We start from the raw sequence: 15,434 nt of genomic DNA, 5'->3' as shown, positions 1-15,434 counted from the left end.
TTGGTCTGAGCTCAAGCCGCCCTGGAGGAGGCGAATTCCGTGACGTCGACGATGCGGTCGGCGACATGGTCGCGAACGTCCTCGTCGTGGAAGATGCCGATGACAGCCGCGCCGGCCCGCTTCTTCTCCTCGATCAGCCGCACCACGACGGCACGGTTGGCCGCGTCGAGCGAGGCGGTCGGTTCGTCGAGCAGCAGGATCGGCCGGTCCGCCGCGAGGCCGCGCGCGATGTTGACGCGCTGCTGCTCGCCGCCGGAGAAGGTTGCCGGCGGCAGGCTCCAGAGCTGCTCCGGCACGTTCAGGAGCGTCAGAAGCCGCTCGGCCCGCGCCCAGGCCTCGGCCTGCGCCACGCCACTGTCGGTCGCCGCGCCGGCGACGATATCGAGCGAGGAGACGCGCGGGATGACACGCAGGAACTGGCTGACATAGCCCATCACCGATCCGCGCAGCGCCAGGATCCGGCGCGGCTCGGCGGTGGCGACATCGACCTGCTCGTCGCCGTCGCGGACCCAGATGCGGCCCTGGTCGCAGCGATAATTGCCGTAGATCATCTTGAGAATCGACGACTTGCCGGCGCCCGACGGCCCGCCCAGCACGACGCATTCGCCCGGCTTCACGCCGAACGAGACATTGTCGACGACGCTGATCTTCATGCCGTCGCGCAGATGCAGGGTGAAGGCCTTCGAGACGCCTTCGAGACTGACGAGGTTCTGGGTCATGCTGCGAGCACCGAGGAAACGAGAAGCTGGGTGTAGGCTTCGCGCGGATCGTCCAGCACCTGGTCGGTGAGGCCGGTCTCGATCACGCGGCCCTGCCGCATCACCATGATCCGGTGCGACAGGAGACGGGCTACGGCGAGGTCGTGGGTGACGATGATGACGGCGAGGCCAAGCTCGGAAACCAGCCCGCGGATCAGGTCGAGCAGGCGCGCCTGCACCGAGACGTCGAGGCTCGATGTCGGCTCGTCCATGAAGACGAGGCGCGGATGGGTGACGAGGTTGCGGGCGATCTGCAGGCGCTGGCGCATGCCGCCGGAGAAGCTCTTCGGCAGGTCATCGATGCGCTCCGGCTCGATCTCAACGCGGTTGAGCCAGTCGCTCGCCGTGTCGCGGATGCGGCCATAGTGCCGGCCACCGACCGCCATCAGCCGCTCGCCGACATTGCCGCCGGCCGAGACGGCCATGCGCAGGCCGTCGCGGGCATCCTGGCGGACGAAGCCCCAGTCGGTACGCAGTAGGAAGCGGCGATCGGCCTCGGAGAGGTCGAACAGGTTTCGCGTCTCGCCATCGCGCATGCGGTAGTGGACCGCGCCGGCCGTCGGCGCCAGTTCGGTCGCGAGCAGGCCGAGCAGGGTCGACTTGCCGGAGCCGGATTCACCGACCACGGCCAGAACCTCGCCTTCGTAGAGGTCGAAATTCACGTCGCGGCAACCGAGCCGTTGGCCATAATGCTTGCCGAGATTGCGCGCGGAGAGAAGCGGCTTGTCGTTGAGATTGGCCGTCATGATGCACGTCCGTCGATGAGTTCTGGCTGAAGGGCAGGCTCGGCCGGCACCGGCTCCAGGCGGAAGCTGAAGCCGTATTTCTCGAAGCCTAGGCTCTCGTAGAAGGCATGCGCCCGGATCGAACGGATGTTGGAGGAGAGCGCCACCTTGTAGGCGCCCTTCGCCTCGGCCAGCCGGAACGCCTGCTGGATCATGGCGCGGCCGATGCCCTCGCCCTGATGGCCATTGGCGACGACGACGTTCTCGACCAGCGCCGATGCCATGCCCCAATGCGCGAGATTGTCGATCACCATCAGCGAGAAGGTGCCGACGATCTCGCCCTCTACCTCGACGCAGTAGGCGGCGAAATCGGGATAGGTCGCCATGCGGGCAAGCGTCGCCCGCGCCGCCTCAAGCGAGGTGACGCGGCCATTGTTGAAGTCCGGCTGGCCATAAAGCGCGAGCAGCGCCGGCAGGTCGGCCTCGGTCGCCTTGCGGACGGAGATCTCGGCCATCATGCCACCCCGCCGACCGCATGCAGCGCCGGCGCCTCACCGGAAAGCTCGCCGCGATGGCCCTCGGCCCGGCGTTCCTCGCAATAGTCGGAGTCCGAGCAGACGAACATCCGGCCGCCACGATCGTCGAGCACGACCTCGTCGAGATAGACGTTGGTCGCCGCGCAGAGCGCGCACGGCTTGTCGAAGCGCTGCACCTCGAAGGGATGATCCTCGAAGTCGAGGCTGCGCACCTTGGTGAAGGGCGGCACGGCGTAGATGCGCTTCTCGCGACCGGCGCCGAACAATTGCAGGGCCGGCGACATGTGCATCTTCGGATTGTCGAATTTCGGCGTCGGCGACGGGTTCATCACATAACGATCCGCGACCTCGACCGGATAGTCGTAGGTGGTGGCGATGTGGCCGTGCCGGGCGATGTCCTCGTAGAGCTTCACATGCATGAGCCCGTAATCGGCGAGCGCGTGCAGCTTGCGCGTCTCGGTCTCGCGCGGTTCGAGGAAGCGCAGCGGCTCCGGGATCGGCACCTGGAAGACGATCGTCTGCTTCGCCGTCAGCTCGCGCTCCGGGATTCGGTGACGCGTCTGGATGATCGTCGCGTCCTTCGTCTCCGTCGTCGTGGCGACGCCGGCGGTCTTGGCGAAGAACTTGCGGATCGAAACGGCGTTGGTGGTGTCGTCCGAGCCCTGGTCGATCACCTTCAGCACGTCGTCCGGGCCGATGATCGCCGCCGTCACCTGCACGCCGCCGGTGCCCCAGCCATAGGGCATCGGCATTTCGCGGCTGGCGAACGGCACCTGATAGCCGGGGATCGCGATCCCCTTCAGGATCGCGCGGCGGATCATCCTCTTGGTCTGTTCGTCGAGATAGGCGAAGTTGTAGCCGCTCGCCTGCGGCGCTGCCACGGCGCTCATTCCGCCGCCTCCTTCAGCTCTTGCTGGCGCGCCTGGTATTCGGCGCGCATCTGGCGGACGAGCCCGAGCTCGGCCTGGAAATCGACATAGTGCGGCAGCTTCAGATGCTCGACGAAGCCGGTCGCCTGGACGTTATCGCAATGGGAGAGGACGAATTCCTCGTCCTGCGCCGGGGCGACGACATCCTCGCCGAACTCGCGGGTGCGAAGCGCCCGGTCGACCAGCGACATCGACATCGCCTTGCGCTCGCTCTGGCCGAAGACGAGGCCGTAGCCGCGGGTAAACTGCGGCGGGATCTCGGCCGAGCCGTGGAACTGGTTGACCATCTGGCATTCGGTCAGGGCGACCGGACCCAGCGGCACGGCGAAGCCGAGCTCTTCCGGCACGAATTCCGCCATCACCTCGCCGAAGCGGATCTCGCCGACAAAGGGATGGGTACGGCCATAGCCGCGCTGGGTCGAATAGCCAAGCGCCAGCAGGAAACCCTCGTCGCCACGCGCCAGCGCCTGCAGGCGCAGGTCGCGATCGGCCGGGAAATCGAGCGGCGCGCGGGTCAGATCTCCGACCTCCGCCGTGTCGTCGGGCAGTTCCTGCTCGATCAGCCCCTGGCCGTCGAGCAAGTCCGTCACGCGCGGCGATGCCTCGTGCTCGGTCTCGACCTCGACGGGAGCCGGCGGCTCGACACCGGCGGCCAGCATGAAATCGATCAGGCGATGGGTGTAGTCGAAGGTCGGCCCCAGCACCTGCCCGCCGGGCAGATCCTTGAAGGTCGCGGAGATGCGGCGCTCGATCGCCATGGCGCCGGTATCGACCGGCTCGGCATTGCCGAAGCGCGGCAGCGTCGTGCGGAAGGCGCGGACGAGGAAGATCGCCTCGATCAGGTCACCGCGCGCCTGCTTGATGGCGAGCGCCGCCAGTGCCGGATCGTAGAGCGAGCCTTCGGCCATGACGCGGTCGACCGCGAGCGCCAGCTGGCTCTCGATCTGGTCGGGAGAGAGGTCGGGGATGGAGGTCGAACCGCGACGCTCATGGGCGAGCAGCCCATGCGCATTGTCGATCGCCTGCTCGCCACCCTTGACGGCGACATACATGATCAGACCTCCGAAACGAGTGTCGTGCGCGGCAGCGCCGCGACTTCGCGCGTGCCTGCGAAAACCAGATCGACGCCGCGCGGGAACTGCGCGCGGTTGATGGCGAGTTGCGCCGTGAAATCGGCAGGAACCGGCGAGAGGCCGATCCGTGCGCAATCCTGAATGCCCGGGCCGCTCAGTTCAAAGCTGCCCTCGGGCTCGATGGAAGCGGCGGCGAGGATGATCGTCGTCGAGCGGTCCGGGTATTCGTCCGTGCCCTGCGCGAAGCTCGCGAGCGACGGCATGGCGGCGACATCGACCACCAGGGCGAAGGCGGCGTCGGCCGGGTCGGCGACGATGCGCGCGCCGGTGTGGAAACGGATGTAGTCGACGACCGGCTTCGCGGCGGCAAGCGTCGCGTCGAGCCAGAGCGTCGCCTCATGGTCGACGAGTGTCAGCGCGACGGCGGCGAGTTCCGCCGTCAGCGGCGCCGGGGCGTCGAGGGCGGCCGGGAAAGACTGGATCGAGCCGGGCCGGGCCAGCGCGTTCATCAGCGCGTGGAAATGCGCCTGCGCTTCGATGACCGGATCGGCGAAACCGGCCGTGATGGCGAGGGCTGACATCAATCGTCTCCGCGAACCATGGTGAAGAAGTTGACCCGCGTGGCGGCGACCCGGCGCGCCTTGGCGGCGGCCTCGTCGGCAATGCGCTGCCGCGCCGGGGCGAGCGCCGCCTCGACGGCCGTCCGTTCCGCGCCCTGCCAGAGGGCGTCGAGGATGGCGGCGGCGCGCGTCTTGGCGGCGTCGCGGCCGAGCTGGTAGGCGAAGCCGGTGCGGCCATCGGCAAGCCGGACAGCGGCGCGGGTCACCGTCGCCTCGCCGAGATTGAACGGCCGGCCGTCGCCGCCCATCCGGCCGCGCAGCATGACGAGGCCGTTCTCGGTGCCGCGCAGGTCGGTCGCCTGCGGGATGTCGCCAAGGGCAGCCAGCGCCTGCTCCAGCTCGACGCACGTCGCGCCCGTGCAGGTCGCCATGACCGCCTGACGGGCGGCAATCTCGGGATTTTCCGCCGGCTTCGCGCCGGCCGCCTCATGTCGCATGATTTGATCCATCATCATCGAAGGCTTCTCATTCGAGTTGTCTAATGATATAGACAACCACATGAATAGGTCCAGTGACGATTTGATGACAAACACAGTGCTCCCGGCCGACGACAACGGCGTGACGGAGGTCGCCCGCGGCCGCGGCATCGCCGCCTGGCGGCAGATCGCCGACGAGATCGAGGCGGATATCCGCAGCGAGCGGCTGCGCGCCGGCATGCAGCTTCCGACCGAAAGCCAGTTGGCGACCCGCTTCGCGGTCAACCGCCATACGGTGCGGCGCAGCCTCGCCGAACTGGCGTCGCGCGGGCTGGTGCGGGCAACGCAGGGACGCGGCACCTTCGTCGAGGACAGGCCGATGCCCTACCCGATCGGCACCCGCACCCGCTTCTCGGAAAACGTCTCCCGCGCCGGGCGCGAAGCCGGCGGCAAGCTTCTCGAGGCCTATGAGACGGTGGCGGATCCGGGCGTCGCCAAGGCGCTGGCGATTGCGTTGGGTGCGCCGGTGATGCGCCTCGACACGGTCCGCATGGCGGATGGCAGCCCGATCTCGCTCGGCAATGCCTATTTCCCGCTGCCCCGCTTCGCCGGGCTGGTCGCGGCCTATCGCGACACGGGAACGGTAACGCAGGCACTCTCGGCCTGCGGCGTCAGCGACTATCGCCGCCTGGAAACGCGGATCTCCGCGCGGCCGGCCGGCGCGGAGGAAGCGCAAAAGCTCGACCTCGCGCCGGGCCGGCTGCTGCTGACGGTCGAAAGCATCAATGTCGATACGGACGGCACGCCGATCCAGTTCACCCGCGCCGCCTTCGCAGCCGACCGGACGGAGCTCGTGGTCGAGAGCTGAGTGCTTTCACTGGCTGAGCGCGTGAGTGCGGGCGTCTAGCAGCACGCACGGCTTGAACCCTCCCCTGGAGGGAGGGCAAAACTGGCCGGAGCCAGCTTTGGAGAGGGGTCTCAGACTGAACGGCGCAGCCACCCCCCTTCCCGAAAACGCATGCGCGTTTTCGACCTCCCCTCTGGGGGGAGGTTCAAGAGCGGCCTCACACCATCTTCGACTTGCCGATCACCGCCATGCGCAGCTTGGACGAGATGAAATCGATGACCGCGACGGTGACGAGGATCATCAGGATAAGGAAGGCGACCTGCTTCAGTTCCAGTACGCGGATCAGTTCGGTCAGGTAGGCACCGACGCCGCCGGCGCCGACAATGCCGATGATCGTCGCCGAGCGGACGTTGGATTCGAAGAAGTAGAGCACCTGGCTCGCGATCACCGGCAGCACCTGCGGCACGAGGCCGAAGCGGACCTGGTGAGCCTTGCTGCCGCCAGACGCCGCGATGCCTTCGGTCGCCTTGCCGTCCGTCGCCTCGATCGCCTCGGAGAACAGCTTGCCAAAGGCGCCGAAATCGGCGCAGGCAATCGCCAGCGCGCCGGCGAACGGGCCGAGGCCGACGACGTTGATCCACATCAGCGCCCAGATCAGCGTATCGACCGAGCGGAAGACGTCGAAGGTCCGGCGGGCGCCGAAATGCACGAAGATATTGGGAATGACGTTCTTGGCGGCGAGGAACGCGACCGGGAAGGCGAGGATTGCCGCCGTCAGCGTGCCGAGAAAGGCGATCGCCAGCGTTTCGCCGAGCGCGATGGAAAAGGCCATGAACCGGCCTTCGGGCGCCGGCGGGATCATCAGGATGGCGAACTGGCCGAGACGATGCAGGCCGTTCCAGATCCTGACCAGCGAGAAATCGAGCCAGACCATGGCGGCAAGCGCCAGAGCCACCATCACCACCGGCAGGCCGATCATGAACAGCCGCCGCAGCGGCGACTTGGCGAAGGCACCAGGGTGGCGTCGTCGCAGGCCGTCGAGATCGGCCAGCGCCGTCTCGCGGATGGCGCGCTTGCCGGGAGAAATCGAGGGGACAGCCGTATTCATCGCATGCGCTCCATGCCGATCAGCCGATGACGGACCTGCTCCGTGCCGAGATCGATCAGGATCACGGTGGTGATGATCATCAGGAGGATGGCGCTGACGTCGGTGTAGTAGAAATTGCGGATGGCGATCAGGAACTCCTGGCCGATGCCGCCGGCGCCGACGAAGCCCATCACGCCCGCGCCGCGCACGTTGATCTCGAAGCGCAGCAGCGCATAGGAGGCGAAGCCGGACGAGACCTGCGGCAGCACGCCGAAGCGCACCGTCTGCAGCCAGGAAGCGCCGGTCGCCTGCAGGCCCTCGACGGGTTTCATGTCGATGTTCTCGACGACTTCGGCAAACAGTTTGCCGAGCGCGCCGACCGTGTGGATCGTCAGCGCCAGGACGCCCGCCATCGGGCCGAGGCCGAAGGCGATGACGAAGATCAGCGCGAAGACGATGTCGGGAACGGTGCGGCAGAATTCGAGGAAGCGCCGGGCGACGAACCGCGTCGCCTTGTTGCGGACGAGGTTGGCCGAAGCGAAGAAGCAGAGGCAAAAGGCGAGGATGCCGCCCAGGAAGGTGCCGAGATAGGCGATCAGGATGGTCTCGACCAGCAGGCGAAACCAGGCGCCGAAGTTCCAGTACCAGGCGGCGATATCGGGGAAGAGATTGCCCAGCGTCAGCGTCGGCAGCGTGCGTCCGATGAAGGAGCCGAAATTGCCGATGTTGGCGATCAGCTTCCAGGGGCGGATATCCGCCATCTGGCCGCTGATGACGATCAGCACCGCCAGCACGGCGAGGACGGCCAGCGTCTTCATCCGCTTGGCTGCGACCGCGCTGGCATAGCCACGACTGAGCGCGGCGGCCTGCTGGTCCGGAAGCTTTGCAATGGCGGTCGCCAAGGGCCGTCTCCGCTTGTTCTTCATCCGCCGGGCATGACGGACAACCGCGACATGCGGCCGGTTACGAAAAAGGCGGCCGGATGGACCGGCCGCCTCCCGAAAGGCTCGAAGGGGCTCAGGAGCCCTTCTTGCGCTGCTCGTCGTTGAACTTGACCATGTCGATGATCGGCTGGAGCGTTGCCGGCTCGATCGCGACGAACTCGGTGTCCTTGCCGTCCGAAAGGCCGGCGAACGCCTTGGCGTCGTTCTTCGGCATGTCCAGGAAGGCCTGCTTGATCTGTGCCTTCAGGTCGGCCGGCAGAGCCGACAGGACCGAGAACGGGCCTTCCGGCAGGAAGTCGGTCTTGAAGACGATGCGGAAGTCTTCCTTCGTCATCGGCTTGCCATCGGCATTCTTGAGAACGCCCTTGGAGATCATGCGGGTCAGGTTGGAATCGTCTTCCGAGTTCCAGGAATTGGCAGCAGCGTCGACGGTGCCCTGGGCAAGCGCGAGGACGGCGTTGTCATGGCTGCCGGCGAAGATCGCCTTGCCGAAGAACGTGTCGACGTCCTTGCCATCGCGATGCAGGAAGAAGCGCGGGGCGTTGTTGCCCGAGGTCGAGTTGGAATCGACCAGAGCGAGCGTCTTGCCCTTCAGGTCGTCGATCGACTTGTAGGGGCCGTTCGCGAGCGTATAGATGACCGAATAATAGCCGGTGGCGCCGTTCGAATGGCGCGGAACGACCAGCGGGTCGACTTCGACGCCGGTCAGCACGGCGCGAGCGTAGGAGGCCGGGCCGTACATGGCGATCTGGGCATTGCCGGCGCGCTGCGCCTCGATGACGGCGGCGTAGTCGGTGGCGACGGCCAGCTTGACCGGAACGCCGAGCTGCTTGCCGAGATAGTCGGCCAGCGGCTGGTAGCGGTCGGTGGTGGTCGAGGCGTTCTCAGCCGGGATAACGGCGATGGTCAGCTCCGGGAAATCCGCCTTCCAGTCGGCGAAAGCGGGCGAAGCGACACCGGCAAGCGCGAGGCCTGCGAAAGCGGCGCCGAAAAGCGTGCGGCGGTTCAGCATGGGTATTCTCCAGGTGTTGGCAGTGCCGTTCCGGCACCGTTTGAACTCGGTCTTGAGATCAGGCCGCGGCAGGCACGGCGCCGCGGAAACGCTCCGGCGAAATCGCCGGGTCGAAATCGAGAACGTCATCGGCCTCGAGGCCGTAGAGGTCGCGGGCGACATCCTCGGTCAGTTCTTCGGGAACGCCGTCGAAGACGACACGGCCGGCCGACATGCCGATCAGCCGGTCGCAATAAGTGCGGGCCAGATCGAGCGAGTGCAGGTTGCACATGACGGTGATGCCGTAGTGGCGATTGATGCGCAGCAGCGCATCCATCACCACCTTGGTGTTGCGCGGATCGAGCGAGGCGATCGGCTCGTCGGCGAGAATGATCTCGGGTTCCTGCACCAGCGCGCGGGCAATCGCGACACGCTGCTGCTGGCCACCGGAAAGGCTGTCGGCGCGCTGCGCCGCGAGTTGGGAGATATCGAACTGCTCGAGCGCGGAAAGCGCCACGGCGCGGTCCTCGTCCTTCCAGAGCTGCAGCAACGAACGCGGCGTCGAGACGGTGTTCAGGCGGCCCATCAGGACGTTGGTGAGGACATCGAGGCGGCCGACGAGGTTGAACTGCTGGAAGATCATCGCGCAGCGGGCGCGCCAGTCGCGCAGCGCCTGGCCCTTCAGCTTGGTGACATCGACATCGCCGAAGCGAATGGAGCCGGCCGTCGGATCGACGAGGCGGTTGACCATGCGCAACAGGGTCGACTTGCCGGCACCGGAACGCCCGATCACGCCGACAAAGCTACCGGAGCCGATCGTCAAGCTGACGTCGCTGACGGCTGCCTTGTTGTTGAAGTGTCGCGCAACGCCGTCCAGAACCAACATGTCATGATCTCCCGAATTGGGCGGATCATGCAATTTCGAAGCAAAGCTTTTGTGACGGTCTTTTCCACTTGGGGCCCGAACAACACTACACGGCAGATCAAGCATAAATCGGCTTCGCCGGCTTAGTCATCGCAGCGTCATGATCTGGATCCACTTATCGCCGGATCCACCACATGGGAGTTCCCGCGATGCCGCTCGGCCTGACGCCGTCCATCCACACGACCGCCCGCGTCGAGCAATCGACGCTCGGGCGCTACACCGAGGTCGGCGCCGGAACGTCGATGATCGAGACGACGATGGGCGATTATTCCTACGTCTCCGAGCAGGGCGACGTGATCTATTCGACGATCGGCAAGTTCTGCTCGATCGCCGCGGCGGTGCGCATCAACCCGGGCAACCATCCGCAATGGCGGGCCAGCCAGTCCCACTTCACCTATCGCGCCTCGAAGTATTTCGAGGGCGAAGCCGACGAAGCCGCGTTCTTCGACTGGCGCCGCTCGACCCCATGCACGATCGGCCACGACGTCTGGATCGGTCACGGCGTCACGGTGCTCGCCGGCGTCTCGATCGGCACCGGCGCGATCATCGGCTCCGGCGCCGTCGTCACGAAGGATGTCGGCCCATATGAGATCGCCGTCGGCGTCGCCGCCAGAACGATCAAGCGCCGCTTCCCCGCCGAGATCGCCGACCGGCTGCTGGCGCTCGCCTGGTGGGATTGGGATCACGAGGCGCTGCGGCTCGCCCTGCCCGACTTCCGTACCCTCGAAATCGAGGCGTTCCTGGAAAAATACGAGCGCTAGTTTGGTCGCGTTTTCTTCACGCGAACCGGTCTCCACTTCGCTCGGAAACGCTCTAGCCGCCCTCGCCCCGGATCGCCGCGTTGATCGCCGCGGCGGCATTCCCGGCCGCTGCACGGACATCGGCGATCGGCCGGCGACTGTAGCTCGTCGTCACATAGGGCACGGTCAGGGCCGCGACGACGCGGCCGTCGCGAGAGAGGATCGGAAAGGCCAGGTCGGTGACGCCAGGTTGCAGGCTGTCCGCCTCCTCCTCGAAACCGCGCTCGCGGATCGTCGCGAGACCAACCCCCAACGTTTCCAAGGCCGACTCGCTGTCGCCCTGCAGCCAGCACCGCACCTTGGCGTCATCCGGCTCAAACGCCATCAGCAGCCGGCCGGTGGCGCTTTCGAACAGCGGAAAGGTCGCGCCGGCGCGGACGCGAAAGCCGAACGGGCTGGGACTGTCGATCTGAGCGATGACGACGACCCGGCCGGCATCGTGGATGCTGAGATTGCAGGACTGGCCGATCGCCTCGCTGAGGGCGCGCATCGCCGGCAGAGCCATATCGATAAGCCCGCGCATCGGCTCCTGCCGGTGCACGATCTCGAACAGCATCAGCGACAGGAAATAGAGCCCGGACGGACGGGCGCGGAACAGATAGCCCCGCCGCTCCAGCGTCACCAGCGTCCGGTAGATCTGGTTGACCGAGCGATCCACCGCCGCCGCGATCTCGCCCAGCGTCATCCCCTCCTTGCTGCCGGCCAGCAGTTCCAGGATATCCAGCGCCTTGTCGAGGGCGGGTACGCCATAGTTCGGGCTCTCGATCCCGCCTTCGTCCGTCATCCGACCGCCCGCTCCCGAAGGTTCCATCCTGCCGCGCCGATGGCGACAGGGTGCTTCTACAGATGCGCTCCCATCTCGGCCACCATGCGGCGGGCGATCGTCTGGTTGATGTCGTCCGGAACCGGCTGGGCGCCCGGCACCAGTCCCGTACGGCCGGCCCCGGCGACGCGCGCGAGCGACAGCGCCTGCAGCATAAAGCCGATGTCCATGGATTCGATCGAATTGCCCTTCGGCTCGCGGCCAGCGAGGTTGAACATGCGCCCGTCGGCGACAAGCACGACATGGCGGCCATCCGCGAGTTCGATCCGCTCCAGCGAATCGTCCACCAGTTGCGAGCCGACCGCCTGGGCCCGAAGTGCCGCGACATCGATCTCCCAGGGAAAGTGGCCGGAATTGGCAAGCACCGCGCCGGAGCGCATCCCGGCGATCGCCTTGGCGCCGAGCACGCCCGGTCGCCCGGTCGCCGTGATGAAGACTTCGCCCCAGGGGGCCAGGTCCTCGGCCGTCCCGACGCGATAGCCGTCGAGGGCCGCCTCCAGGGCCTTGATCGCATCGGTCTCGACCACCGCGACGCGACCGCCAAGCGCATCGAGATATTGCGCAATGCCCCGCCCGCACCAGCCATAGCCGACGACGACGAAGCGCCGGCCGGGGATCATCAGGTTGGTGATCCGCATGAAGCTCTCGACGATCGACTGGCCGACGGCATGGCGGTTCTCGGCGATCTGCTTCAGCGGGCTGTCGTTGATGACGATGACCGGAAACGGCACCTTGCCGGCGAGTTCGCCGCGCAGCCGGTCGCCGCCCGATGTCGTCTCCTCCGTGCCGCCCCGGATCGTGGCTTCGGTGCCCGCCTCGATCGCGAGCGCGACGAGATCGGCGCCATTGTCGAGCAGGATGTCCGGCTTCGCCGCGACGACCTTCGCCACGTTCGCCAGATGCTGCTGGAGGTCATCGTCGCGCTTGCCGAACAGGTTCATGCCCTGCGCCCGCAGAACGGCGACGATGTCGTCCTGCGTCGAGCCATGATTGCCGGTGCCGACGATCGCAGCACCGCCTGCCTTCAGAACCTCGAGCAGCACCGCCGTCTTCGGCTCCAGATGCAGCGAGACGCCGATGGAGAGGCCGGCAAAGGGCTTCTCGCGCTCGAACTCGGCCCGGACGCCCGCGAGCAGCCGCATCCGCGAGCGGATCCAGTCGATCCGCTTGCCGCCCCGCACGACCAGGTCGCTCTCCACCATCGTGTCCGCCATATCGACCCCTCACTCGGATTTCTTATGCAAAAATCTTTTTCATATTTGTCGAGATCGAGTCAATAGAACCCTCCCCCAGCCCGCTGGGGGAGAAGGTCGGGTGACGGACTTTGGCGAAGGTTCAGCCGCGCGGGCCGAAGAGGTCGATCACTTCAAGCGTGGCGCTGCGGTTGTAGGTATGCAGCCCGCTGTTGTCGCCCCAGGGCAGCGCGGAAGCCGACAGCGTCTGCGCATAGGTCTGCGACGAGAGAGTGCGGATTTCGGCGAAGCCGAGCGCGGCGCCATAGAGCCCGTCGCAATTCTGCACCGGCCGCACGAGCCGGCCGCCGATGTCGAGAATGCGGCCGGCCGGCCGCGCGGCGTGGAGATCGACCAGAACCGGATTGCCGGGATGCGGCTGCCACGGCCCGAAGGGCGACGGCGCACGAAAGAGCGAGAGCGCATCCCAGCTCGACGTCCAACGCTCGCGCGAGCCGGCGAACATCCACCAGATGTCGCCGACCTTCTGCAGCGTCGCGTCGCCGAGATCGACATTGTCGAGCAGCACCGAGTGCAGCGTCCAGCGATCCGGGAACGGATCGGCGCGATAGAGCTCGACGGTCCGCCGCGACGAGGTCTCGGGGATCATCCAGTGGGCCCCATCATGCTCGAACAGATAGGGATAGGAGAGATGGCAATCCGTCTCGAAGATGACGCGCGGCGTCGTGGCCTTGCCGTCGCTGCCGATATCGCTCAGCGAGAGCACACCCTTGCCGGTCGCATAGGGAAACTCCTCGACGAAAAGGTAGCGTTTGCCGCCCTGCTCCCAAAGGAACGGATCGGCGTAGAAGCGCTGGCCGTCATCGGCGAGCCGGCGGAAGCCAGCCGGGCCGATCACCGGCAATTCGTCGCCGCCCACGCGGTCGCGCCAGGCGACGAACCAATTCGGCGCGCGACCGAGCTGGCGCTCAATGCGATTGCGCACGCGAGCGGCCAGCGAGGTGGTGAAGAAGCTGGCCGCGGAACGGTCCAGCGTCTCAGGAAGAGGCGGAGCGGCAAGGCTGCCTCCCGGGATGCCATCCGCGAGGCGCGCCGCGTCATGCACCAGCATGTGGGCGGCGCGGCCGAGCAGCATGCCGAGCGCTGCCGTCGCGCTGCGCCGGTTTTCGACCGCCGGCCGCCAGACAGAAAGAATGCGCACGGCGCCGTCGAGCGCGAGACAGGTGTGCATGGAGGGCGCGCGTTCGTCGAGGACTGCGGCCAGCGCCCCCGCCTCCGGCTCTTCGCCGTCGCAGCGGAGGCTGAGCACGCCCATCGCCGTCCCCTCGGAAGTCCCGTCACCGCAGAAATCGATCCTGAGGTCAGGGCTCCAGTCGTCCTCCGCCGCCGGCAGGTCGGGCCAGGCCGCCCCCGTCGCGAGGGCGCCGTGCTCGGCGTGGAAGAGCGTGCGCTCCAGCCAGAGCAGCGTGTCGGCGGATTTCGGCAGGCCGGCGTTCGCCGTGCCCCTGGAAAGGCGGACGTCGCAGCCAGGCCGCGCCCGCAATGCGGTGACGACCTCGCACTGCCAGCCGCGCAACTTGCTCGGGTCGAGCCGGATATCGATCCGCATCGGCATCTCTCTCCTTGGCGCGACGCGCATTCGGCATTACGGCTCGGTGCGGTAGATTCCCGGCACGCGGAACGAGCAGGCTAGTGGCAAAGCGTAAGTATCTCTTTTACACGCGATCGCTCGCCGGAGGCGGCGGGGCCGAACGCGTCTGGGCGCTGCTCGCCTCGCATTTCGCAGCAGAGGGCAATGACGTGGTGCTCGCCGTCGACGGCGTGGGCGACGGGACGACCGGGCTCGATCCGGCCGTGCGGGTCGAGGTGCTGCCCTCCGGAAACCGCGCCGGCGTCGCCGCTCTCGCCCGCCTGCTTCGCGATTTCGCGCCAGATGTCGCGCTCTCTGCCCTTTCCGGCAATGCCACCAAACTGGCGCTCGCCAAGCTCCGGGCCCGCAACCGCGTGCCGCTGGTGATCTCCTTCCATGGTTTCGAGGAATACAAGACCGGCAAACTCGCCGCCGCCGCCTATTACGGCATGCCGATCCTCACCAAGCTGTGCAGCCGGATCGTCTGTGTCTCCGAGACCCTGAAGACGGTGATGGTCGACCGCTGGGGCGCCGAAGCCGACAAGACGGTGCGGATCTACAATCCGGTGCCCCTGCCCGCGACGACAATCGACGCTTCGAGCCTCGCGGCGCGCGCGCCAAACATCGTCGCCGTCGGCCGGCTGTCGCGCGAGAAGGGCTTTGACGATCTGATCGCCGCCTTTGCCCTGGTCTCCGCCTCCGGCGCGACGCTGACGATCGCGGGCGAAGGACCGGAACGACCGGCGCTGGAAGCGCAGATCCGGCAGCTCGATCTCGGCTCGAAGGTGCGGTTGGCGGGATATACCGATCCGACGCCGCTCTATGACGCGGCGCGGCTCTGCGCGATCCCATCGCGCACCGAGGCGTTCGGCATGGTCGCCGTCGAGGCGCTGGGAGCCGGCCTGCCGGTGGTCGCCACCGCCTGCGCCGGTCCGCGCGAGATCCTGGCAGGCGACCGCTTCGGCAAGATCGTGCCGATCGGTGCCCCGCGGGCCATGGCCGAAGCGATCGACGCGACGCTGGCCGATCCCGGCGATCCCGCCCCCCGCATCGCGCGCGCCCGCCAGTTTTCGAGCGAGGCCGGCTTCGCGGCCTGGCAGAAGCTGCTCGACGAGATCGCCCGCGAGGAGTGACCCG

At 67.0% G+C, this 15,434-nt stretch carries 17 protein-coding genes; 3 read left to right on the top strand and 14 right to left on the bottom strand.

Features of this window, described 5'->3' with window-relative positions; all coding sequences use genetic code 11:
- Nucleotides 1-11: 11 nt before the first annotated feature.
- The 7 genes from phnL to phnG are packed head-to-tail and all read right to left on the bottom strand — an operon-like array spanning nucleotide 12 to nucleotide 5,090.
- Nucleotides 12-719 carry a phosphonate C-P lyase system protein PhnL gene (phnL, locus tag WFK98_RS06730; protein ID WP_336799718.1) on the bottom strand — a complete coding sequence of 236 codons (708 nt, stop codon included), beginning with the start codon at nucleotides 717-719 and terminating at the stop codon, nucleotides 12-14.
- Entirely contained in the window at nucleotides 716-1,504 is a 789-nt protein-coding gene (gene phnK, locus WFK98_RS06725; RefSeq protein WP_336799717.1) for a phosphonate C-P lyase system protein PhnK, read from the bottom strand. The genes phnL and phnK overlap by 4 nt, the downstream gene beginning before the upstream one ends.
- A complete protein-coding gene (locus WFK98_RS06720) occupies nucleotides 1,501-2,001 on the bottom strand; it encodes a GNAT family N-acetyltransferase (protein WP_336799716.1) in 501 nt (166 codons plus the stop codon). The genes phnK and WFK98_RS06720 overlap by 4 nt, the downstream gene beginning before the upstream one ends.
- Entirely contained in the window at nucleotides 1,998-2,909 is a 912-nt protein-coding gene (locus WFK98_RS06715) for an alpha-D-ribose 1-methylphosphonate 5-phosphate C-P-lyase PhnJ (RefSeq protein ID WP_336799715.1), read from the bottom strand. The genes WFK98_RS06720 and WFK98_RS06715 overlap by 4 nt, the downstream gene beginning before the upstream one ends.
- Nucleotides 2,906-4,000, bottom strand: a complete 1,095-nt coding sequence (locus tag WFK98_RS06710) for a carbon-phosphorus lyase complex subunit PhnI (RefSeq protein WP_336799714.1) — start codon at nucleotides 3,998-4,000, stop codon at nucleotides 2,906-2,908. The genes WFK98_RS06715 and WFK98_RS06710 overlap by 4 nt, the downstream gene beginning before the upstream one ends.
- 2 nt (nucleotides 4,001-4,002) lie before the next feature.
- Nucleotides 4,003-4,602: a phosphonate C-P lyase system protein PhnH gene (phnH, locus tag WFK98_RS06705; RefSeq protein ID WP_336799713.1), complete on the bottom strand. Its 600-nt coding sequence runs from the start codon at nucleotides 4,600-4,602 to the stop codon at nucleotides 4,003-4,005.
- Entirely contained in the window at nucleotides 4,602-5,090 is a 489-nt protein-coding gene (gene phnG / locus WFK98_RS06700; protein ID WP_336800308.1) for a phosphonate C-P lyase system protein PhnG, read from the bottom strand. The genes phnH and phnG overlap by 1 nt, the downstream gene beginning before the upstream one ends.
- Nucleotides 5,091-5,163: 73 nt before the next feature.
- On the opposite strand from phnG, the gene phnF reads away from it, so the two are divergent.
- Entirely contained in the window at nucleotides 5,164-5,925 is a 762-nt protein-coding gene (phnF, locus tag WFK98_RS06695) for a phosphonate metabolism transcriptional regulator PhnF (RefSeq protein WP_336799712.1), read from the top strand.
- A gap of 196 nt (nucleotides 5,926-6,121) precedes the next feature.
- On the opposite strand, the gene phnE (WFK98_RS06690) is transcribed toward phnF, so the two are convergent.
- From phnE (WFK98_RS06690) to phnC, 4 genes are all read right to left on the bottom strand, one after another.
- Nucleotides 6,122-7,012, bottom strand: coding sequence for a phosphonate ABC transporter, permease protein PhnE (gene phnE / locus WFK98_RS06690; protein WP_336799711.1), 891 nt, complete (start codon nucleotides 7,010-7,012; stop codon nucleotides 6,122-6,124).
- Nucleotides 7,009-7,893, bottom strand: a complete 885-nt coding sequence (gene phnE, locus WFK98_RS06685; RefSeq protein WP_336799710.1) for a phosphonate ABC transporter, permease protein PhnE — start codon at nucleotides 7,891-7,893, stop codon at nucleotides 7,009-7,011. Before phnE (WFK98_RS06685) ends, phnE (WFK98_RS06690) begins: the two co-directional genes overlap by 4 nt.
- A 115-nt stretch (nucleotides 7,894-8,008) precedes the next feature.
- Nucleotides 8,009-8,947, bottom strand: a complete 939-nt coding sequence (phnD, locus tag WFK98_RS06680; RefSeq protein ID WP_266340006.1) for a phosphonate ABC transporter substrate-binding protein — start codon at nucleotides 8,945-8,947, stop codon at nucleotides 8,009-8,011.
- A 58-nt stretch (nucleotides 8,948-9,005) separates the two neighbouring features.
- Entirely contained in the window at nucleotides 9,006-9,812 is an 807-nt protein-coding gene (gene phnC, locus WFK98_RS06675; protein ID WP_336799709.1) for a phosphonate ABC transporter ATP-binding protein, read from the bottom strand.
- 173 nt (nucleotides 9,813-9,985) lie between these two features.
- On the opposite strand from phnC, the gene WFK98_RS06670 reads away from it, so the two are divergent.
- Nucleotides 9,986-10,612: a chloramphenicol acetyltransferase gene (locus WFK98_RS06670; RefSeq protein ID WP_336799708.1), complete on the top strand. Its 627-nt coding sequence runs from the start codon at nucleotides 9,986-9,988 to the stop codon at nucleotides 10,610-10,612.
- Nucleotides 10,613-10,664: 52 nt separating this feature from the next.
- On the opposite strand, the gene WFK98_RS06665 is transcribed toward WFK98_RS06670, so the two are convergent.
- The 3 genes from WFK98_RS06665 to WFK98_RS06655 all read right to left on the bottom strand — a co-directional run bounded on the left by WFK98_RS06665 (nucleotide 10,665) and on the right by WFK98_RS06655 (nucleotide 14,276).
- A complete protein-coding gene (locus tag WFK98_RS06665) occupies nucleotides 10,665-11,435 on the bottom strand; it encodes an IclR family transcriptional regulator (protein WP_336799707.1) in 771 nt (256 codons plus the stop codon).
- Between the two features lie 56 nt (nucleotides 11,436-11,491).
- Entirely contained in the window at nucleotides 11,492-12,688 is a 1,197-nt protein-coding gene (locus WFK98_RS06660; RefSeq protein ID WP_336799706.1) for an adenosylhomocysteinase, read from the bottom strand.
- A 121-nt stretch (nucleotides 12,689-12,809) separates the two neighbouring features.
- Nucleotides 12,810-14,276, bottom strand: coding sequence for a glucosamine inositolphosphorylceramide transferase family protein (locus tag WFK98_RS06655; RefSeq protein WP_336799705.1), 1,467 nt, complete (start codon nucleotides 14,274-14,276; stop codon nucleotides 12,810-12,812).
- 83 nt (nucleotides 14,277-14,359) lie between these two features.
- On the opposite strand from WFK98_RS06655, the gene WFK98_RS06650 reads away from it, so the two are divergent.
- Complete coding sequence (locus tag WFK98_RS06650) at nucleotides 14,360-15,430, top strand: glycosyltransferase (protein ID WP_336799704.1); 1,071 nt, start codon at nucleotides 14,360-14,362, stop codon at nucleotides 15,428-15,430.
- The last annotated feature ends 4 nt before the right edge of the window (nucleotides 15,431-15,434 follow it).

This window comes from Kaistia sp. MMO-174, from assembly GCF_037147815.1.
In the GTDB taxonomy this organism is placed as follows: Bacteria; Pseudomonadota; Alphaproteobacteria; order Rhizobiales; family Kaistiaceae; genus Kaistia; species Kaistia nematophila.
The sequence above is the reverse complement of the archived record's forward strand: the minus strand, read 5'-3'. Positions and strand labels throughout refer to the sequence as shown.